We start from the raw sequence: 21,260 nt of genomic DNA, 5'->3' as shown, positions 1-21,260 counted from the left end.
ATAATTTTAAAGTTAATTTAGGGTTTTTCTGATATGGTAAAATAGTTTCAAGGATCCCTTATAGGTACGCTACAAACTGAAATTCCTAGTATTCCTCCTCCCTACACTCCCTCGTTTCAATCCCTTATAGGTACGCTACAAACCCGTAAAAAGGGCAAAAAAGCTACCGCTTAAAATTAACTACCCTTATAGGTACGCTACAATTTTGAGGATAATATAGCATAAAAAGAATAAGATGTAAAGAGGTATGGAATGGAAAATTTATAGGTCTGTCGATCCCCCGGGGTTTAGGGGGTTATTGGGGGTCGACGAAGAAATAAGCTTTTAAGAATAAAATTAAAAAGTTTTAAATGAAGTATTTAAGAAGATTTTAGAGAGATTCTACTCAGAAAAGTTAGAAAATTTTTATGAAATTGAGTAATAATGAGGTTTTTCTTTAAAAATTTGCTTTGATTTTTTGTTACAATTTCTGTCGATCTTAAAAAGTTTAGATAAAATAATGTTTTTGTTGAATGGTATTATGTAACAAAATGGTATTTTTTTAAAGATTTTTAAACAGAAAATTCCATTTAGTTTCTCATTTTAAATGGTATAATTTACAAAAAACTTAGGGAGATTTGAGATGTTCCTTATACGTGAGTTTAAATTTGACGCAGCTCACAATTTAGAAAATTATAAAGGTAAGTGTGAAAAATTGCATGGACATACTTATAGGTTGGTAATTGTTGTAGAGGGTGTTCCAGATTCGGAAGGTATGATTATAGATTTTGTAGAATTAAAAGATATTGTAAAAGAAGAGGTAATTAATGTTTTAGATCATTCTTATATAAATGAAATAATAAATCAACCTACTGCAGAGAATATAGCTATATGGGTCTGGAAGAGGTTAGAAAAAAAACTGCAGAGGGATAATTGTCATCTTTATGAAGTGCAAGTGTGGGAGACAGAAGATAGCGGGGTAATTTATAGGGGTGAAAAGATTGAAGGATGTTCAAAATGAGAGAGACTATAGAGGTATATATTTGAGAAAAGTGGGAATTAAAAATATACATTGGCCTATAAAGATTATTACAAAGAGTGGAGAATATCAAAGTACTGTTGCTAATATTGATATTTCTGTGGATTTAAGAGAAGATTTAAGGGGAACCCACATGAGTAGATTTGTTGAAGTTTTAAATGGAATTGACTTTCTTCATCCAGAAAATCTTGGCAAGATATTGCAAGAGGTCAGAGAAAAGTTAAAAGCAGACAGCAGTCATATAAAGATAACCTTTCCTTATTTTATCTTTAAAAAGACTCCTGTATCTCAGATAGCTTCTCCTAATATGATAGAATGTGTTATTGAGGCTGAACTTAGTAAAAAGCTCTATATGATTATTGGAGTCAAGGTGCCTATTCATACTTTATGTCCATGCTCAAAAGAAATAAGCGAATATGGGGCACATAATCAGAGGGCTATAGCAGAGATCTATATTAAATCTAAAAAGTTAATATGGTTTGAAGATCTAGTGGAGATTGCTGAAAGATCTGCTAGTGCTCCTATCTATTCTCTTTTAAAAAGACCCGATGAGAAGTACATCACTGAGACTGCATATAACAATCCCAAATTTGTTGAAGATGTAGTAAGAGACATTGTTTCAGAGTTAGAAAAAGAACCTAAAATTAGTTGGTATAGAGTTGAGGTCACAAGTTTTGAAAGTATTCACAATCACAATGCTTTTGCATGCGTAGAAAAGGGGTGGATTAAGAAGTGATAGTAGAGCTTAGTCATGAATTTTTAAGAAAAGAGATATTAAAAGTAGGAGCTCATCCTGCTTCTCTTGAAATTTTTGAAAGAAAAGCTCAAATTATTCCTCTAAAAATTTTTAATATTTCTTCTCCAACTGCAAATGTAATTAAGCAAGAGATGCTTTCTCTTGGTGGGGATGTAGTGGTGCATAAGAACGTTGTAGATTGTAAAATTGAAAAAAGTGATGTTATTCTTCTTGGAACCAAAAAGCATTATGAACTTTTTATTAAAAAATTAGAGAACAACAAATATTTTGAAATTCCACTGGTTCTGCAGGAATTAAAAGAATATTTATTAAAGCAAAAACCTGAAAAAATTGTCTCTCCATGGGGTAGAGTTTTAAACTTAAGTAGAACTTTAGTTATGGGGATAATAAATGTAACTCCTGACTCTTTTTATAGTGGATCAAGAAAGATGCAGATTAATGAAGTTTTAAAGACTGTTGAAGATATGGTAATAAATGGTGTAGATATCATAGATATAGGGGGTCAATCTACGCGTCCTGGTGCTGAACCAGTAAGTATAGATGAGGAGATGTCAAGAGTTATTCCAGCTATTGAGAGTATTAGAAAAAGTTATCCCGATGTAGTGATCTCAGTTGATACTTATTATTCTAAGGTAGCAGAGCTTGCTGTTGATAGAGGGGCAGACATGATAAATGATATAAGTGCCTTTAGATTTGATAATGATTTAGTTAAAATAGTTGCAAAATATAAAGTTCCTTATATACTTATGCATATGAAGGGAACCCCTAAGGATATGCAGAAAAATCCATATTATGATGATGTGGTTAGAGAAATCATGGAATTTTTTGAAGAGAGAATTAATTATGCTAAGGAAAATGGTGTTGATCCTGAGAAAATAATTGTCGATCCAGGAATTGGTTTTGGAAAGAGATATGAGGATAATCTTGAGATTATGGCAAGATTAAAGGAATTCAAAAGTCTTAGAAAGCCTATACTCATAGGGGCTTCAAGAAAGAGTTTTATTGGAAAAGCTTTATCTGATCTTCCACCTGAGGAGAGGCTTGAGGGAACTCTTGGAATTACTGCACTGTGTGTGCTAAATGACGTGGATATCGTTAGAGTTCATGACGTTAAAGAGAATAAGAGAGTAATAAAGGTACTTGAGGAGATAAAATGCATAAGGTCTTCATCGCTATAGGAAGTAACATAGGGGACAGAAGAAAGAATATTGAGACAGCCTTAAAGAAAATGGAAGAGTTAGGGTTGAGAATTATTAAGAAATCATCAATTATTGAAACAGAGCCCTATGGATATAAGGATCAGGATAAATTTTTAAATGGAGTAGTACTAGTAGAGACAGGTTTTGATCCCTTTGAACTTCTTGAACTTCTTTTGAATATAGAGAAAGAAATGGGAAGAGAGAGAAAAATAAAATGGGGACCAAGAAATATTGATCTTGATATAATCTTTTACGATGATTTAGTAATTGATACTGAAAATCTAAAAATACCCCATCCTGATGCTCATAATAGAACCTTTGTTATGGGTCCACTTTCGGAAATAGCTCCTGATTTTGTACATCCTGTTCTAAAAAAAAGAGTAGAGGAAATATATAAAGAATTGATTGAGAAAAATGCTTAATTCTTAATTTACTTATAATATTTGTTCTCTTTTATTTTTTTCAATACCGAGTATTTGTCTTTCCGAATATTTGGTAGTTCTCATTATGTAGAAAATTACTGAGTCTTCTTCTTCATTTATTATGATTTCGATTTCTCTTTTTAGCATCTCAAATTTAGCTTCGGTTATTTCTCCCTCAAGAACTGAATTTTGTATCCATTCAAGATACTTCCTAGCAGTATTCAATACTTTGTTTACCCTTCTTTGGTTCACATCATATACCATTATTACATACATGGAAAATAATTACCAAGAGGATATGTAAGGTTCGTATTCTTCCTCTCCTATTAGGTGTTTCTCAAGTTTATAAAGCTCAAGTCTTATAAGTCTTCTATACGAGACCTTGCCAAGATTTTTATACTGTATTGTAGTTTTCATTCTTTCTTCAAAATTTTGTACAAAGATTTTCATGCCTTTTTCATTCATGTAAACTCCATCTAACTTTTCTTCAAAATCCTTAGGAGTAATCTCTCCTTTATTTACAAGGCTAAATATTATTCTATCCACAATGATAGGTTTAAATATCTCAGCTACGTCAAGATTTAATGTGAATCTACGGAAATTAGTAGTATGAAGATATCCAATTCTTGGGTCAAGGTGAGTTTTGTATATTTCAGAGAGTGTAGTAGTATAAAGGAGGGAATTTCCAAAACTTATGAGAGCATTCATATAGTTTGAGGGGGGTCTTTTGGTTCTTTCATCAATAAAGAATTCTTCTTTTTCTGTTATTATGTTGAAACAGGAGTAATAAATATCTCTTATATTTCCTTCTATTCCCATAAGTCCGTCCACATTATTAGTAATATCTATTTTTTCTTCCAGTTCTTGAATTCTCTCAAGATAATCTTCTAACTCTTTCTTTTCGCGATTTAGATAATAATTAATCACTCTTTTTATATTTCCCGAAGCTCCTTTTACAATTTTTGTTGCTATCTTTAATCTTTTTTCATTATCTAAGTAGTGCTCTGCTTGTTTTAGAACCATAAAACCAGAGTTATAATGTTCCCTTGGGTAAAAGCTTCCTATATAATATTCATAATAGTTATAGAAGTGCAATATTATTTCTTTTTGAGATATTAACTCTAAAAACTCTTTATTAAGGGTTACCTCACCAAAAAAGTGTATATCCCTAATGTTTTCTATGGGAAGATACTTCTTTTGACCGTCGGACGTTTCGAAAAATGTTGTATTGTGCTTTCTTTTTAGTTCCCCACTTGAAAAAATATAAATACTTTCGCTCATGACCAACAAAGCTCCCTGTATGCACAGTGTATACAATAATTTATTTTTTCTGGTGCAGGAGGAAGATTTTTATAAATGATCTCACTTATCTCATAGATTATTTTTTCTATCTTTTTCTCTTCCTCTTCGGTAAGATCTACCTTTATTCTTTTCTTTTCCTTTGGGAAAAGGAGTATTCCTTTAGCTTCTATGCCGTAGTTATATTTTAAGTTATATAGGTAAAAAAGAAGTTGGAGTTTTGCACTCTCTTGAGCTTTTGAGGTCTTCTTTATTTCTCCTATAAGGAGCGTGTTATTTTCAGTTTTTATAAGGTCAATTATCATATTTTCAAGGTTTACTTTTTTCTTTTCTTCATTATAACTTTCCATGTCAATAAATCTTCCAAGTTCTAAGTATGGATGATCTTGATCAGGAGTAATCTGATGAGACATAAGCCAACACTGTCTTTTGCAGATAAGAAAACTTTCTACTAATGTTCCTGTAATTAATCTTGGAACTACCATAATAGGATCTCTGCCTTTGCCTGGTAACCTGTAATCTTGCTATAGAAATCCTCTAAGTTATCTTTACTTACATAGCCAAAACCGTTTACTATTGGAGGTAAATTCTCTATTTTAGTGGGTACAGATATGACGTATTTGTAAAAATCTCCTTTTATTTTTTGAAATTCAGTCCTTCTTTCATAAATATCTTTTATCTCTTTTAAATTGCAATATTTTTTCCATAATTCTTCAGCGTATTCGTCAAGTTCTATAAAAACATCTATTTTGGGATAATCCTCTTCAATGAGTTTAAAATTCTCAATACCTACTTGTTCTTTATCTTCGGTTTCTGTCCATCCAGAATATCTTAATGTGTAAACAGCATTGAGCAGATTTTTGGAGATATCATGAGATTTTCTGTCGTTTATTTCTAAAAAATAGTCTTGAATAAAGTTAATGAATTTGATCTCTTCTATTTTTTCTTCCTTTTTGAGTAGATCCGTGGTGACCTCTAATAAAATCTTGTCATAGATATATGAGGCGTATTTTCTTCTTTCATCTTTTAAGATAAATATATCTACTTCTCCTATATCTTTTTCCCAATTTCGATTACATCTTCCTGCAGATTGATTTATAGAATCAAGAGGTGCTATGTCTCTATATACTATATCAAGATCAATGTCTACTCCTGCTTCTACCAGTTGAGTGCTTATTACGATTCTTGACTTTTTATTTCTAATCTTTTCTATTCTTTCTAACCTTTCTTTAGGAGTAACGTGGCTTGAGAGAAAAATAATGTCCTCTTTTGTTTTTTCTCTTAAAAGTTCATAAAATGTTTTTGCAGAGTTTATGGTATTTAGTATAAACATATAACTTTTGTCGGGTTCAAAATTAATTCTTTCAACGAATTCTTCTAAACTTAATACTTCAGAAAGATTGGGAATTAATATAGTACGATTTAATTGAACAAAATAATCTTCACCTTTTACTAAGTTAAACATTTCATCTTTTTGGAATATTAAGGGTTGAGTTGCAGTAGAGAAAATAATGTAACAATTAAATTTTTCTACAAGACCTATAAAGATCTCCCTAAGAAGTAACCAATATTTCATAGGAATTGATTGTACCTCATCAAGAATTATGATACTTCCAAATATTCTGTGTAGTTTTCTTAAATTACTATTTCTGTTAGATAGAAGAGTTTGGAAAAGTTGTACAAAGGTAGTGATTATTATTTCAGAGTTCCATCCTTCAATTAAGATTTTTGCATCATCTGGTTCTAATTCTTTTTCGTCAATTTTATAATATATATCCGCTAAGTGATGGTGTTTTAACAAAATCGTTGTGTCTATTTTTCCAAAGTAATCTTTAAGTATTTTCTCTATTACTTCTGCATTTTGTTCAATAATACTTAAGAAAGGTAGTGAATAAATGATTCTTGGGGTATAATTCAGCTTCTTCTTTATTTTTTCTCGAAGTTTTAATGCAAAAGCAAGAGATATGAAGGTTTTGCCAAGCCCAGTAGGAAGATTAAGAGAGTAAATCTTTTGAGAAAGATCTATTTCTTTACTTAAAGCCTCATTATAAGCTTTTTCTCTGAGATTATTAATTGGTTTTTTTTCTATTTTAATAGTTTTTTTGAAGGCATCGACTATAATGTATGGTATTTCTTGTAAATTTCTTTCGGGTTTACCAATAGTTACTTCACTTTTATCACTATCTATTAGAAGGGAAAATAATAGATTATTTAAAAAGTAGTAGTCTAAGGATTTTTGTTTAGAGAGTCTTTTCATACTTAGCCTAAGAATTTTTATATCCTTTGAAACTTCTTCAAGAATTGAATATAGTTTTTCTTTGGAAATTTCTTGAAAATTGGGATCTTCTAAATTTTTTATTAATTTCTCAAATTTTTCTTCATCTATAGAGTCTATTTGCTTTTTCAAGAGATTCTTTTCTTCTTCATCCAAGTCTAGTTCTATGGTTATGTCTGAAAAATTTCCATGGTGCCTTTTAACGGTGAGAAAAGCAATTACAGGAAAAAAGATCTTAACATCTTCTGGAATATTTTCCCTAGAAAAAGAGTTTTTAGTTATGTAGTAAGCAATAATAGAGGAGAGGAGAGAATGTCTGGTCTCTTTCTCTCCTCTCTTCTCTCCTTTAAGAAGATAATCTTGGAAAAATGTAGTAGACTTTCCTATATCATGGGAAAGGGTTATGATTTGAGCTAACTTTTTTATATGTTCTTTTTTAATTGGCAGTTTTTCTATGGGAATGTCTTCCAAAAATTTCCAGGAAAGCTCCTTTACATTTTTCAAATGTAATTCTAATGGTTTTTCAGGATGGGAATAAAGTTCAGAAAAAGATGACATTTAGATTCTCTCCCTTATAATAGGAGTTTACAAAAGCCTTGATAGGTTTTCCATTACTTTCATATATTACATCTTCGTATTTTTCTACCACTCTTTCTTTGTTCATTATTACGGGTATTCTCTCTCTAAAATAGCTCTTGCCTTCTTCAAATATGATCTTGCTTTCGGAGATGTAAGACATGGGGAGAAGGGAGTGAATATAAACCTCTTCTTTCTCTTTTATTTCAATAAACTCAGCCACTTTTATAAATTGAAAATCCCCAATAAGCTCTGAAAGCCCTAAGGAAAAAGTGAAGAAAGTTTCATGGTTTTTAATCTTGTTTATTACATCTTCAAAGATGTTTTCATCCTTGTGGTAAAAATAGACCCTATATCTTGGATCTTTTATAAATTCAGTCTTTACTTGAGTTCTAGCATCATGATTTTTAGTTTTAACGGGTTGCCAGAAGTTTCCTTTTGTGTTTATTAAGTTAAGCCCCAGTCTTATCTTCTTTATAGGATTCATTATTTGTAGAGAGATTTTACAATTTTCTGGACAAAGTACTTCCAGATATTTTTTTCTATCTATTCCAGCAATGGCTCCTATCATCCCTAAGATGGTAGGGGGAGGAGGAAAGGAAAAGGATAGGGGAGAGGATGTAGTATAGAATCTTCTAAAGTGAGCTAAATCTCCAAATATATCAAATACAAGAACTTTCATTTAAGATCATCTCCTAAAAAGAAAGTTCCTCAAGAGAAAGCTGTGATAAAGCTTGAGTTAAAGATGTGTCCATACCGTCTTTTACTAATCTTAATCTTTCATCTACTTTATATCTTATTTTTTCAATTTTTCCTTTATTCTCCTCAAGGGCTTTTGCAAGATCAGAGATGTCAATCTTTACCTGAGAGATATCTCTTATTTTTTCATCCTCTATATCAGATATTAACTTTATTCTTCTATTTAGTTCACCAATGTAGAAATAAGAATCGGGTTTATATACAATTTGTATGAGAAGTCTTGGAACTTGGCCGAATTTAGAGCCTGAAATTAAATTTTTGGTTCCATGCCACATAGCTTCAAGCATATAATCCACATCTTCCTGAGTAAGAGGAATATTCTGTACTTTAGCAAGGTTATCGTTTACTATTCCATAAAAGGCTATAAGAGAATAGGGAAGTATATACTTTTCAGTAAAGGTGCCTTGAGTTTTCTCTGCTCCAGAGGGCATTACAGTTGTACCTTTAATATAAGTTAGATCAACCCTATGGAGAGATCTTCCATATTTGAATTGAACAGGTCCAGTTAAAGCCATAGTTTTCCTTTCCACTGCTGTAGTTGCCCCAAAAAGTCTTATATCAATGCATTTTTCTATCACTTCTTGATTGCTCTTGAATTCTTCAAGCCTTTCTTCTTTAGTTTTTAGTTTTCCATCTTCTTTTCTTATTTCTCTTATAAATACCTCTAATCCTTTATACTCATATAGATAATCTCTTATGGTTCTTTTTAATCTTACATCGGTGACAATGTTTACTCCTGTCTCTTCATCTATTCTTGGCTTATTTTCATCAACGGGATCTCCATTAGGGTTTGCATCGGTCACATCATAGAGAAATAATAGTTCAGACCTATTTTTTAACTCAGTCATTTTTAAACACCCCCTAATTAGTTTTTTCATAAACTATAGAAGTAATTTCTGGTAAAAGATTCATACCACAAACAAAGTAAAAGTTTAGTTCGTCATTGGATAATTTCCAATTGTCTCCTGCTTGAAGGAGATAGTAGGATGCTTCTTCTGCTATTTTCTGTTTGCCTTTATCAAAGGCATCATATTCTTGAAGTTTATTGATTACCTTTGGAAGGAGCCCTTTAAAGTCCTTTTCTTCCATTTTTAAGCTTTTAAGTTGTTTTCTAAATGGGGTACTTTCTCTTTGGGAGTATTGTATGTTTAGGAGCATCTGGGTCAATGCACCCAAAAGGAAAAGACCCTTTTTCACTGGATGGTCAAAGGTGGGAGAGAATCTTTTAAATACAGGATCAAACAATCTCTCTTCATCCATGAGTTTCACCTCCATTTGTATTAAATTTAAATATGTTAAGAATAAGAGGGACATAATAGCATCTTTTACAACCTGTGGAAAATATTCTTCTCTTACGAAGGCAATTCTTACTCTTTTCATAATAAATTGCATAAGGAAGTTTTTATCTATAGGTCTTGCTTTAAATATTCGGTCCACAATATCTAAAAAGTAGTTAATTAAGTCTTGATCTCTATTATTAGGATCAGATTTGGAGAAGAAGGTCCATAGGTTTCTAAAGGTAAAATCGGTTTCAAATAATTTGTCAATTTTGTCTTTTATATTAAATATGGTTCTGAATCTTGAAGGAAGTACGTCTTCAATTAGAGCAAGTATTTTTTCAGCGCTTTGTCTTCTTTCTATAAAGAGAAAGTTTAAGGTTAAGTTATCCTCAACAAAACTTAAATAATTTAAGATATCTTCCTCATCAGTTAGGTATTTTTTAGCTTCTTGTTTTCTTAAGTTTATAAGTTTATTTGTCTCAAAAAAAGTATTTAAAACGTCTTCTTTTACAAATTCTTTTCCAATTACAAATTTAGGTATAAGCTGATAGGATAAACCTCCTAATTTAAAAGTTAGTTCTTTGTTAATATATTCTTTTCCTTTTTCAAGGCTTCTTCTACAGTCCTCGCAAAGAGGAAAATTTTTCCAGGCTTCCTTTTCTTTAAATCCACCAGCTATAAAACCTGGTTTGTCAACAGTAAAGAAAGTGTAAATACCGTCCCCTACACTTACTTCCTTTTCCTCAAGACAGATAGAACATATACCTATGGTGCTACCTTTTTTACCCTCTCTTATTCTAAGAAGATCCTGTAAGATTCTTACAAAAACTTCTTTATCCCCGAGATATTCAATTTTATGAGGACTTCTAAATTTAAAAGTAAGGAAAATTCCTCCCTCTTTTTTTGGAATTTCTTTGATGAGCTCATTATATTCCTTTATAAATTTCTCTGTGTTATTCATGATTTCTTGACTTAAGTTTTCTAGAAATGCTCTTTCTTCGGTGCTGAGTTTAATATTTTTATTCGATAAAACCTCCTTAAACCATCCTATAATTTTATTTTTCAGGGTTTTATCAATTTCAGTAACCTTAGTTGAAGGTGAAAAGTTGGCTCCGTTTTTTGGTCCACCTCTGTATAGATATCTTACAAGTTTATCTGTGGAATATTCTTCTCTTTCTATTCCTTTATACTGGTATTTTCCCTCCCTCTCCTCAAAAGTAAGGCAAAATACATTTTTATATCTTCCCTCTGCATTAGGATCTTCTAATAAAGTCTCTAAGGGATACGAGATTTTCTTACCTAAAATAATATCTCCGATTTCTTTCACTGCATCAAGCATTTTCATCCTCCTCCTTTTCTCTCCATATTTCCCACATACCAAATCCCCCTGAGTTTTTGTTTCCCAATCCTGCCTCGTAGGTTACGTAGATTAATTCAGGACTTCCAGTAAGCTCATATACTCCGGTATATCCCTCAATTATTGTGTCTTTAAATTTAACAAGTTTTAAATTATCTTTTACAGAAAACTTCAGGGGTTTTATTTCTAACTTTAGTTCCTCTGGGTCTTTTCCATATATTAGGTGAAATTTCTTTTTAGCATTATTTTCTATTAGTTTGGAAAATTCTTTATCTATGGGCTTGTAAAAATGTACAATTTTGCTTCCATCCGCCTTCTTTAATGTACTATATATGGTGATAGGAGATATGGCTTTTATTTTTACTTTTTCTTCAATTTTAGGAGTTGTGATTATTTGAAGTTGAGATATGTATATTTTCTTTCCACAAAGTTCAAATTCTCTCTCTTTAAAGCTTCTTTCTGCAAGATTTTCAACAATATCTTCTATTGGGGAAGAAAAATAGAATGTAATTTTCCTTTTAAAGATTAATTTTGTGTCATCCTTAGTAGGGATACCCTTCTCAAGGATACGAGAGAAGGTAAAAAGCTTAAATCTTCTTTTCCCATATGGAAAACCAATATTGTGAAGATTTGTGGCAAGCTGCGGGGAGAAGGTTTTGTAAATAAGAGCCTGGATATGATGATTATAGTGCTTAGGAAGTACTATATCTCCGTCAAGAGTCTCATATGTTATTTTTATTCTCACTTTTTCTTCCCCCTAATTTTTTAATAATTTTAACATATAAACCTTTTGTTTAAATATTACCATATTGATGGGGTCAAAATAAGTCACTTTTCTTTTTAACACAAAAAGAAATTTTTAAAGGATAAAATTAAAGTTAAAAGTAAAAAGTTATGGAGGTTGAAGGTATGCTTAAGTATAGGTATGAGAGCATGTTTCCTTATCATCTTAGAGAAGTTCTTGAAAAGAACCCTATAGTTTATCTTCCTGTAAGTCCTCTTGAGTGGCATGGAGAACATCTTATATTTGGTACTGATCCTTTTAGAGCAAGAAAATTATTGGAGCTTGTATGGGAAAGATTAGGAGGAGTGCTCATGCCTACTTTGTATGTGGGGACTGATAGTACTTTGGTGGAAGATGGAGAAGAATTTTGGGGAATGGAGATGTTTGCAAAGGAGAGAATACCTGGAAGTATTTTTGTAAGAAAGGAAACTTTTTACAATCTTCTTAAAGATATACTTAATTTTCTTGAAAGGACTGGTTTTAAGTTATGTATTTTATGTACAGGACACATGGCAAAACCTCAAATAGAAGTAGTAGAAAGGTTAGAAGAAGAACATAAAGAAAGGAATATGAGGGTGCTTTCATGGCATTGGGGAAAGGTAAATTACCCTAAGGAGCTTATGACCCCAAATCCTCTTCATGCAGGAGTTGAAGAAAGTAGTGAGATTTTAAGTATTGATCTTTCCTATGTAGATCTTGATAGGATAGGAAGTATGGAGGTGGATAGGAAAGTTAGTTTGCTAAAAGAGAATTTGAAAGGTATTAGTGAAACTTTAGGGATAAAGAGGTTTAACTTTGAGGTTGAGGAACTTATTAAAGAGATTATGAAATGTTATAATAAAAATAGTTAGTTAAAAACTTTAATGTAAAATGGATTTTCTTTTAGAGAATTTAAATCATATTGAAGAGCTTTTAAAGAGGGAACCTATAATATATTTAAACCTTCCAAGGGGAAGTGGAAGAACCTATTTATTAAGATCTCTTTTTGAGAGAAATAAGTCTTATTCTCTTTTTACCCATTATGCATCCCATAGAACTCCAATTGGTGAATTCTTTTTAACTCTTCTTTCTTTAATAGATAAGAGGGCTTTTTTTAAAGAAAAGGGAGATTTAGTGGGTCCCATATTAGTAAGATATATTCATCCTAGGTTCTTGTCCTATCTGGAAAAGTATAAATCCGAAGAAGTGATATCTTCAGATTTAGAGATAGGTCAAATAGCTGATATAGCCTCATATATTTTAGGGCAGAAAAAGATAAAATATTGGATTTTTGATAATTGGCAGGAATATTTAAATTATAACGAGATTTTTAAAGAATTAATACCCTATTTGAATAAAAAGCACAGTGTAAATTTTGTTGTTGCTGGTGAAGATTTTGATGTAGAAGCTTATGAAATAAGTTCTGAGGCCTTATCGGTTCCTATAAGTGAGAAGACTTTTATAGAAGAAATAAAAAAGGCATTTAATTTGCCCCATAAGGATGCATTAAAACTTTTTGAAATGAGTAATGGAAACTGGAATAATGCTTTAATAGTATATAAGAACAATTTTAAAACCCTTCAAGAGATTATTAATGAAAAAGTCAATTCTTTAACAGATAGCGAGAAAAAAGCTCTTTATACTCTTACTTTTGTTGGAAAGACTTTTTCCTCTACTTCCATAAAGGCATTAAAGGAACTTTATGGTCCCTTAAATTTTATTATGGATTTTGTTAAGACAGGATTAATAAGGTGGGAATATCCTCTTTGGAGATTTGGATCCGAAGAGGTTTTAAATTATATAAAAGAGAATATGTCTCATGATTCATCTCAATTAAAAGAGGAATTTATAAAAAAACTTTCTTCTTTTAACTATTGTGATATATGGGGAAGAATAGGAGTGTTAGCTGAGGATAATAGGAAATATTGGAAGTATGCAAAGATAAGGGAGTTTAGAACCTCTTATAACACTCAGAGGAAAATGGAAATTTTGGAAGAAATTATTAAAAAAGATGAGGACAGTAGAAATATATATAAACGAAGGTTGATAGATCTTCTTATAGATTTCCAGAAGTTTGATAAAGCCCTTATTATAATTGACTCTATTGAAGATAAAAATGAGCTTGATCTTGCAAATAAAATTAGATGTTTATCATATTTAGGAAGGTATGAGGAGGCAAGAAAAATAAAAGAGGAAATTTTGGGTAGACTAAAAGTGGATTATACTCTTCCTCAGGTTCTTTCTAGGTTGGTTAGTTATTACTTTCTTACTAAGGAAAGTCTTGATGGTTTAATTCTATTGAATAAATATTTAGAAGATATTTTACGCTTGAGGAGTTCTCCTAAATACCTTGCTAATTTTTATAATGCCTTAGGACTTTTGACCCTTACTGATAGTAAATTTGAAAAGGCTCTTTCCATATTTGAGAATGGGCTTATTTTTGCCGAAAAAACAAGAGACAAAATAATATTGCATAAATTAATAAACAATCTTGGCGATTTGAGGAATTACCTTTATGGTCCTAAGAGTGCATTAGTACTTAATCAAAGGGCATATGAGATATCAAAATCCCTTTCTAAGAATTTAATGGTTATTAGCCTTGGAAACTTGATTAAAAGTAAAATGCAATATGCTGATTTCTCTGAAGTAAAAAACTTATTAAATGATCTGGAAGAGCTACTGTCTGAAGTAGAATTAGAATATTTTCTTTACTCGGGATATAGAAGATTAGCGATTGCATATCTTAGTTATAGAGAAGTGGAAAAATTAGAAGAAGTTATGAAAAAATTGGATAGTCTAAAGACTATTCCAGAAAGTAAAGTTCTATTGAAGATTTTAAAGAGTTTCTTAGGGGAGATTGAGATAAGCGAAGATGAAGTAATGTGGACAAAAGAAGAACAGATAATGACTCTATATATGAAATTAGTTGCTGAAAAAAGCTTAAAGATTTCTAAATCTTTAAGAGATTATCCTACCGATTATCCTATTCACAATTTTTTGAAAGGATATATTCTCAGGGAAAGTTTTTTTACACTTCTCTCTTACATAGACTTGATGCTTGAGAGATGGGAATTTTTAGATGCTCTTTATTCTTATAAACTTCTTATTAGATTCCTTGAAAAGGATAAAAATTTAAATGTCTTTATTCCCTATATAAGACTTGAGATTATAGGACTTGCTACCCTTTTAAATCTTCAAAAGGAGTTAGAAACTCAGATAATAGAGCTTTCTTCAGATTATGTAAACCTAATGAAGGAACATTCAAAGGTAAAAGCTCTGGAAGGTTATGTGGGAAAAGCTATTATAGATTCTGAAGATGAGAATGAAGCCTTAGAACTAATATATAGGGTTATTTCAGATTTTGTAGATGATTTTCTGTTAGTATTGAAAGTTGGAGAAAAAACTTTAGAAAAAGGCAATAAGCTTATTTATAGGAATAGATTTAGATTCTTCTATAAAAAGCCTCCTTTTTCCATAACTGTCTACTCCCTTAAAAATCTTCCTCCTTCTCTATTCTTTGTTATACGAAATCTTCTTAAGAGTTTTATTGTCTTTTGGGAGAGAAAGTATGGTATGTTTGATCCATTGACAGGACTTTTTAATAGATCTTATGGGGAGAGAAAGCTTGAAGAAGCTTTTTTGGATTTCTTGCGTGAAAAGGAAGATTTTAGTGTGGTTTTTGTAGATATAGATGGATTTAAAAGAATAAATGATACCCTTGGGCATTCCTATGGAGATTATGTATTGAAAGAGATTGCAACTGCCATCAAGAATTCTATAAGGCAAAGTGATTCTGCGGTAAGGTGGGGTGGTGATGAATTTTTAATTCTATTAAGGAAAGCTGATTATAACGAGGCACTAAAAGTGGTAAATAGAATTAAGGATAGAATTGAAGATATAACTAAGGGAGAAATAAGGATTAGTTTTGGTATAGAGACAACTTCAGAGGAGATATCTTCTTATAGGGAACTTGTGGATAAAGCAGATATGAAGATGTACGCTCAAAAATTTAGAAAGGCAAAGGGTTTAGAAAATACTAAAAGAGATTAGTTATAAAGGGACCCAATACTGGGTCCCTTTTCTTTATTTAGATTCAATGTTAAAGTTTGAGAAGGTCCACCCAAATTTTGCTTCATTGGTGTAGGGATCTCCAAATTCAGTTCCAATTTCCCAAACCGTTACATACATCTGGTCATATTTTTCTGCAGTTATTCTACTGGAATTATTAGCTATAACTGTTCTTAAATGTTTTATAAAATCCTTTATTGGTATTTTTACTTCTCCTTGGATAATGTTTTCTTTTGATTTATAAGCAATGTAATCCCAACTCCCTGGTGAGAAATATACTTCCCATACAATGTCTTTTTGATTTCCATTGAGAATAATTGGTATTTTTACTTCTGCTACTTTTCTTCCTGCAGGAGAGAGTCTATTGGCATAAAGCCATACCATCATCTCAATATCTCCTGCGGTTACTGTTTTTTGATATGGTTCTTTTGTTATCCAGGTCTCCATTGCAAAGTTTATAGAGAGATTTCTCTCATACCATATATTGTATTTTAAGTTAAATAAAACATCGGGAAATTCTAATACTTTTCGTGGAAGAACTAATTTTTCAATGGAGTTTCCATGGGCAGACCATGGCTTGTATCCATAATAAACCTCAGGATACCCATGTACCCATGAGTTTTTATCCTTTAGTATTATATTTTTTATATCTGCATAATATTCTACTGCATCTTCTTCTTTATAAAATGCCATCCACGTATTTCCTTCATACTTTGCAATATTCCAAAAATTAAGCTCTATGGTAAGGGGAAGATTTTTGGTTATCACATCCCCTGAAGATGGTTCTTTAAGGATAAATGCGTCCTTATACTTTGGAGTTTGGCTAAAGGAGAGAGTAATAAGAAGCAAAAGAAATACGATTAAAAGTAGATATTTTTTCATAGGTTTCCTCCCCAAAAATAGTTTTTTTTTGAAATTATTTTAGCATGATAAGAAAAGATGAGTCAAATTTTTTAAATTTTCCAGAGTGATTACTTTTTCGTGATTGTAAACCTTTTTAAAATGTTCTTTAGAATTGAAGTTTTCATTAAAGACGAAATCTCCAAACCAGGGCATAAACCATAGGAAGTAAGCTTCATACTCAAAAAGAAGATCAGGATCTGGAATGGGTCCATTTTCTGTTAGAGCTACGAGTTTTTCATTATCGGTAAGTCTTAATAAGAGATCATAAGAAAACTTCATGGGTCCATAATTTCCAGGTGGTGCATAATGGTCAATACCCGCTATGTCGTATAGGTCTTTCTCAATTTTCCATTCGGGATGAGGAGCATTCCATATCCATATTAAGTTGTTTAATCTGTATTTCTCTGTAAATATCTCATAAAGAAGCATGTATAGTTTTTTGTAGTTTTCAGGACCTTTTGCACCCCACCAAAACCATTTTCCATCAGCTTCATGAAGGGGTCTCCATAAAATTGGAATATCAAGATCTCTAAGTATGGAAAGTTTTTCTGCAATAATCTCTATATCTCTCAATAGAGTTTTATTCTCTTCAGTGCCATTTAGGAGGGCTTCTTCTAAATTAAAGTCAGTGTTAACGGTGTAAAAGGTTTTATCCTTTCCTCCCAAGGGTGCATACCAGTGCCAACATAGAGTGATAATGCCTCCAAGGTCTTTTGCCCATTCTATGGCTTTTTCTATAGAACCTTTATTCCCTTCAATCTCAATTAGGGCATGGGGAGTCATATCTTGAGTCCTTACGGCTGGAGTATAACTTAAAAGATCAAAACCACGAAGGGCAGGTTTTTTCCCTGTGAAATATTCTATGTAGGCTATCTCAGGACCTAAGGCAGTGTTTGTATGTTGTCCAGCTATTATGTATTTGGAATAAATCTTTTGTAAGAATTCTAAAAGTCTTTTAGCATTATCTGAGAGATTAGGCCTTATTTTATAATTTGTGATCTTTGTAGTAGAATAATCTTTCTCTTTAATTTCTAAGGAAATTATTTTAAAGTCTTCTTGAGGAAGATTTATTTTAAAAGAGTATTTTCCAGGTTTAAGTTTTAATTCTCCTATGTAGGAATGAGTTTCTCCCTGTGGAAATTGTATTTCTCCAAAGGCAAGGTTGTTTATGAAAACGTGAGTTTTTGAAAATTGATTTAAAGGAGTGTGATTTAAGTAGAGATCGTAATATTTTTGTTTCTCAATTATAAATTCTATTTCTATAATTTTCATCTTATTTTCAATACCTTTGCCCCTCTAATTTTTCCTTCTTTTAGCTCAAGAAGGGCTTTATTAGCTTCTTCCAAGGGATATATTTGAATCTCAGGTTTAAAATTTAGTTTTTCTGCTATCTTTAAAAATTCCTCTACATCTTTTCTTGTTACATTGGCTACACTTTTTATTTCCTTTTCCATCCAAAGATCTCTTTCATATTTTAAGTTCAAAAGAAATTCTTTATCTCCCTCTTCCTTTCTTATGGCATTTATCACCAATCTTCCACCTTTTTCAAGGTTTTTTAGTACTGAAATTATGGGCTTCCATGCTGGAGTAGTGTCTATTATGGCTTTTAGTTTTTCAGGAGGATCTTCATCGAAATCTCCTGTCCAATAAGCTGAAAGTTCCTTTGCAAAATTTCTTTCTTCTTTGCTTCTTGCAAAGACAAAAATTTTTGAATTAGGATAGAGAAATTTTATCATTTTTAATACCAAGTGTCCCGATGCTCCAAATCCAGAAAGTCCAATATTATCTCCATCTTTTATGTTGGTGAGTTTTAAAGATCTATATCCTACAGCACCTGCACAAAGAAGGGGAGCCGATTCTTCATCGGAATAATTCTCAGGAATCTTGTATGCAAAATCTTCTGAAACCACTGTATACTCTGCATATCCTCCATCCACATCTCTTCCTGTAGCCTTAAATTCATCGCATAGATTTTCTTGCCCTGATAAGCAATATTTACACTTTCCACAAGAAGAATTTATCCATGCAATACCTACCCTTTCTCCAATGGAAAATTTATTTGCATTTTTACCCTTTTCCACAACTCTTCCCACGATTTGATGTCCTAAGATTATGGGAAATTTTGATGGAAGAGTTCTTCCTTCAATAATATCTAAATCGGTTCTGCAAACTCCGCATGCATATACCTCTATTAATATTTCTTTCTCCTTTGGGGTTGGAACTTCTATTTCCTCAAGGGTTAGAGGATTTCTATCTATGGATAGATTTTTTATCTCTTTTAAAAGCATCGCCTTCATCTTCATAGGAGATATTATACACCAAAATTGTTGACAAGATTAAAGTAATACTGTATTATATAGCTAATACAGTAGCATAGAAAGGTGGTGAAGATGATTAATTTTGATGAGGAAATTCCCATATATTTGCAGATTATGGATTTTATTAAAAAAGAAGTAGTAAAAGGAAAGCTTAAAGGGGGTGATAAATTGCCATCGGTGAGGGAGCTTGCAGAGATGTTGAAGGTAAATCCTAACACTGTTCAGAAAGCTTATCAAGAACTTGAAAGAGAGGGTATAACTTACACATTAAGAGGGATTGGTTCCTTTGTAACTCAGGATGGAAAGAAAATAGAAGAACTTAAGAAAAAGATGGCAGAGGATATTTTGGAAAGATTTTGCAAGGATATGAGAGATTTAGGTTTTTCTGATGAAGATATTATTGCTTTGCTACAAGGTTATTTGAAGGAGGTTAAGTAAATGGAGATTCTTAAGATTTCTAATCTCTATAAGGATTATGGTAAAAAACTTACTTTGAAAAATATTAACCTATCTTTTAATCTTGGTGAGATTGTAGGACTTTATGGACCTAACGGGAGCGGAAAGACTACCTTTTTAAAAATCGTAGCTGGACTTTTAAAACCTTCAAAAGGAAAAGTATTGGTAGATGGCAAAGAGGTTGGAGTCTATTCAAAATCTATAATTTCTTATCTTCCCGATAGAAATATTTTTCCTTTGTGGATGAAGATTAAAGATACTTATAAATTTTACAGAGATTTTTTTGATTTTGATGATAAAAAATTTAAAAATCTTCTTGACTTTTTTAGTTTAAAAGAAGATTTATCTCTTAAAGCACTTTCTAAAGGTGACATGGAAAAATTACTCCTAAGTCTTTCCCTTTCAAGAAAAGCCAAAATTTATCTTTTGGATGAGCCCCTTAGTGGCATAGATCCATCTACAAGAGACAAGATTATTACAAGTATTTTAAAAAATTACCATGAAGAAAGCCTAATGATCATAGCTACTCATCTTATAAATGAGATTGAAACTATAGCAGATAGAACTATTTTCCTATACCAAGGTGAGATTGCTTTAGATGAGAATACAGAAAAAATAAGGGAACAGAAGAAGATTTCTATAAATGAACTCTTTAAGAGTATGTTTTAGGGAGGAGAATAAGATGAGGAATGTAATAAATATTGTAAAATATGAAATTTTGGGGAAAAAGAACGCTTATCTAATTTCTCTACTTACATTAATAGGGTTGGTTTTTGCTATTTATGCAAGGTTAAATTCTACTGTTATGAATAGAGATGATCTAAGTCTCATAATTTTTGTATTTCTCTTTTTGGTGTTTTTGGTAGGCATAATACTCATAGCAATTAGTAATCTTATGGATATTAATTCTAAGGATCTTAACTATTTGAGCTTTACTTTACCCCTGAAACCTTCTGTTTTGTTTTTAAAAAGGATGATTATATATTTAATTGAGCTTTTAAGTTTCTTAATTGTCATAATATTTTTAACATTTTTCATTTTAAGACTTTACAATACTTCTTTCTCTCATGCTGTAATTAATTATTTTTCCAGTTATGGAGCTATCTTGTTTTTGGATTTTCTCTTTGGTAACGTTATTGCCTTTTTCCTCGTTTCTCTCATGATTATTGCTAAAAAACTCCCCTATGAAAATAGAATTTTGAAAATAATCATTTATATTGGATGTATTTTATACCTATTATTTAAGGGTCATTTAAATAATTTTCTAATCAAGATTTTTCCTCAAAAACTTCCTATTTTTATTCCTGCTTTTGATTATAAGATTAGTGGAAAGTTAGAAACAGGATTTAGTGTTCCTAAGATAGAATATTTTGTGGTGGAGGTAATATTAAGAATTTTGGTACTTGCAATTATTATTTTTCTTTACAATAGGCTATTAAATAAGGTGGAAATCAGGGGGTAGGAGAAAATGATAAAGGTGGAAAATTTATATAAATATTATCTTATTTATGCTTCCTCTAATATTTTCAGAGGGTAATAACAGGGAATTAAGGGTAAAGGAAGCTATTGAGAAGGTTGGTCTTTCTCATAAACTAAAAAATAAGGGAAACGAGCTTTCTGGGGGTGAAAGACAAAGGGTTGCCATTGCGAGAGCTATTGTTAATAATCCATCAATTTTACTTTGCGATGAGCCTGCAGGAAATAAGTAAGATGTGAAGATCTTTAAAAATATAAATGGAGTGTCTGCAGTAAGGGCTGTTGTAGAAGTAATTTTGAGCGAGATTAGGATCAATAGTAAGAAATTAGCCTT

General features: G+C 31.4%; 20 protein-coding genes and 1 pseudogene. 10 read left to right on the top strand and 11 right to left on the bottom strand.

What is annotated here, in order from left to right; all coding sequences use genetic code 11:
• The first annotated feature begins 622 nt into the window (after positions 1-622).
• Genes queD through folK form a run of 4 tightly spaced genes read left to right on the top strand, consistent with a single transcriptional unit; the run spans position 623 to position 3,396 of the window.
• On the top strand, positions 623-1,000 hold the full coding sequence (gene queD, locus ACP5QL_RS04270; protein WP_272996505.1) for a 6-carboxytetrahydropterin synthase QueD: 378 nt from the start codon (positions 623-625) through the stop codon (positions 998-1,000).
• Positions 981-1,754, top strand: a complete 774-nt coding sequence (gene folE2 / locus ACP5QL_RS04265) for a GTP cyclohydrolase FolE2 (protein WP_012582988.1) — start codon at positions 981-983, stop codon at positions 1,752-1,754. Before queD ends, folE2 begins: the two co-directional genes overlap by 20 nt.
• Positions 1,751-2,953 carry a dihydropteroate synthase gene (folP, locus tag ACP5QL_RS04260; RefSeq protein WP_012582989.1) on the top strand — a complete coding sequence of 401 codons (1,203 nt, stop codon included), beginning with the start codon at positions 1,751-1,753 and terminating at the stop codon, positions 2,951-2,953. The genes folE2 and folP overlap by 4 nt, the downstream gene beginning before the upstream one ends.
• Positions 2,929-3,396, top strand: a complete 468-nt coding sequence (folK, locus tag ACP5QL_RS04255) for a 2-amino-4-hydroxy-6-hydroxymethyldihydropteridine diphosphokinase (protein ID WP_012582990.1) — start codon at positions 2,929-2,931, stop codon at positions 3,394-3,396. Before folP ends, folK begins: the two co-directional genes overlap by 25 nt.
• A gap of 12 nt (positions 3,397-3,408) precedes the next feature.
• Here folK and cas2 read toward each other — a convergent pair whose 3' ends face one another.
• The 8 genes from cas2 to cas6 are packed head-to-tail and all read right to left on the bottom strand — an operon-like array spanning position 3,409 to position 11,687.
• On the bottom strand, positions 3,409-3,672 hold the full coding sequence (cas2, locus tag ACP5QL_RS04250; protein WP_420536159.1) for a CRISPR-associated endonuclease Cas2: 264 nt from the start codon (positions 3,670-3,672) through the stop codon (positions 3,409-3,411).
• 9 nt (positions 3,673-3,681) lie between these two features.
• Positions 3,682-4,677: a type I-B CRISPR-associated endonuclease Cas1b gene (gene cas1b, locus ACP5QL_RS04245; protein WP_273333795.1), complete on the bottom strand. Its 996-nt coding sequence runs from the start codon at positions 4,675-4,677 to the stop codon at positions 3,682-3,684.
• Positions 4,674-5,180, bottom strand: a complete 507-nt coding sequence (cas4, locus tag ACP5QL_RS04240; RefSeq protein WP_272996499.1) for a CRISPR-associated protein Cas4 — start codon at positions 5,178-5,180, stop codon at positions 4,674-4,676. Before cas4 ends, cas1b begins: the two co-directional genes overlap by 4 nt.
• The gene (cas3, locus tag ACP5QL_RS04235; RefSeq protein ID WP_272996497.1) at positions 5,174-7,528 is read right to left on the bottom strand and encodes a CRISPR-associated helicase Cas3'; all 2,355 of its coding nucleotides are present in this window, start codon (positions 7,526-7,528) and stop codon (positions 5,174-5,176) included. The genes cas4 and cas3 overlap by 7 nt, the downstream gene beginning before the upstream one ends.
• Positions 7,512-8,228 carry a type I-B CRISPR-associated protein Cas5b gene (gene cas5b, locus ACP5QL_RS04230; RefSeq protein ID WP_428125588.1) on the bottom strand — a complete coding sequence of 239 codons (717 nt, stop codon included), beginning with the start codon at positions 8,226-8,228 and terminating at the stop codon, positions 7,512-7,514. The genes cas3 and cas5b overlap by 17 nt, the downstream gene beginning before the upstream one ends.
• A gap of 13 nt (positions 8,229-8,241) precedes the next feature.
• The gene (gene cas7b / locus ACP5QL_RS04225) at positions 8,242-9,153 is read right to left on the bottom strand and encodes a type I-B CRISPR-associated protein Cas7/Csh2 (RefSeq protein ID WP_428125586.1); all 912 of its coding nucleotides are present in this window, start codon (positions 9,151-9,153) and stop codon (positions 8,242-8,244) included.
• A 13-nt stretch (positions 9,154-9,166) separates the two neighbouring features.
• On the bottom strand, positions 9,167-10,924 hold the full coding sequence (locus ACP5QL_RS04220; RefSeq protein WP_428125584.1) for a TIGR02556 family CRISPR-associated protein: 1,758 nt from the start codon (positions 10,922-10,924) through the stop codon (positions 9,167-9,169).
• Positions 10,917-11,687, bottom strand: a complete 771-nt coding sequence (cas6, locus tag ACP5QL_RS04215) for a CRISPR-associated endoribonuclease Cas6 (RefSeq protein ID WP_012582998.1) — start codon at positions 11,685-11,687, stop codon at positions 10,917-10,919. The genes ACP5QL_RS04220 and cas6 overlap by 8 nt, the downstream gene beginning before the upstream one ends.
• A gap of 164 nt (positions 11,688-11,851) precedes the next feature.
• Between cas6 and ACP5QL_RS04210 the strand changes: the two genes are divergently transcribed.
• Together ACP5QL_RS04210 and ACP5QL_RS04205 are read left to right on the top strand one after the other, a co-directional pair.
• Positions 11,852-12,577, top strand: coding sequence for a creatininase family protein (locus ACP5QL_RS04210; RefSeq protein WP_012582999.1), 726 nt, complete (start codon positions 11,852-11,854; stop codon positions 12,575-12,577).
• Between the two features lie 19 nt (positions 12,578-12,596).
• On the top strand, positions 12,597-15,755 hold the full coding sequence (locus ACP5QL_RS04205) for a GGDEF domain-containing protein (protein ID WP_428125581.1): 3,159 nt from the start codon (positions 12,597-12,599) through the stop codon (positions 15,753-15,755).
• Between the two features lie 33 nt (positions 15,756-15,788).
• On the opposite strand, the gene ACP5QL_RS04200 is transcribed toward ACP5QL_RS04205, so the two are convergent.
• From ACP5QL_RS04200 to ACP5QL_RS04190, 3 genes are read right to left on the bottom strand one after another with little or no spacing between them, the layout of a single operon-like run.
• Positions 15,789-16,655: a GH12 family glycosyl hydrolase domain-containing protein gene (locus ACP5QL_RS04200; protein WP_012583001.1), complete on the bottom strand. Its 867-nt coding sequence runs from the start codon at positions 16,653-16,655 to the stop codon at positions 15,789-15,791.
• Between the two features lie 39 nt (positions 16,656-16,694).
• Complete coding sequence (locus tag ACP5QL_RS04195) at positions 16,695-17,948, bottom strand: glycosyl hydrolase (protein ID WP_012583002.1); 1,254 nt, start codon at positions 17,946-17,948, stop codon at positions 16,695-16,697.
• A complete protein-coding gene (locus ACP5QL_RS04190; RefSeq protein ID WP_272996591.1) occupies positions 17,945-18,973 on the bottom strand; it encodes a zinc-dependent alcohol dehydrogenase family protein in 1,029 nt (342 codons plus the stop codon). Before ACP5QL_RS04190 ends, ACP5QL_RS04195 begins: the two co-directional genes overlap by 4 nt.
• 93 nt (positions 18,974-19,066) lie before the next feature.
• Here ACP5QL_RS04190 and ACP5QL_RS04185 point away from each other — a divergent pair, with 93 nt between their 5' ends.
• From ACP5QL_RS04185 to ACP5QL_RS04170, 4 genes and pseudogenes are all read left to right on the top strand, one after another.
• Complete coding sequence (locus tag ACP5QL_RS04185; protein WP_272996590.1) at positions 19,067-19,432, top strand: GntR family transcriptional regulator; 366 nt, start codon at positions 19,067-19,069, stop codon at positions 19,430-19,432.
• Entirely contained in the window at positions 19,433-20,119 is a 687-nt protein-coding gene (locus ACP5QL_RS04180) for an ABC transporter ATP-binding protein (RefSeq protein ID WP_273333781.1), read from the top strand.
• Between the two features lie 13 nt (positions 20,120-20,132).
• Positions 20,133-20,912: a hypothetical protein gene (locus ACP5QL_RS04175; RefSeq protein ID WP_272996588.1), complete on the top strand. Its 780-nt coding sequence runs from the start codon at positions 20,133-20,135 to the stop codon at positions 20,910-20,912.
• 49 nt (positions 20,913-20,961) lie between these two features.
• Positions 20,962-21,153: pseudogene (locus tag ACP5QL_RS04170) on the top strand (ATP-binding cassette domain-containing protein); the annotation flags it as partial.
• Positions 21,154-21,260: the final 107 nt, after the last annotated feature.

This window comes from Dictyoglomus sp. (assembly GCF_049968615.1).
Lineage (GTDB): Bacteria > Dictyoglomota > Dictyoglomia > Dictyoglomales > Dictyoglomaceae > Dictyoglomus > Dictyoglomus turgidum.
This window is presented reverse-complemented; position numbering and strand designations above follow the sequence as displayed.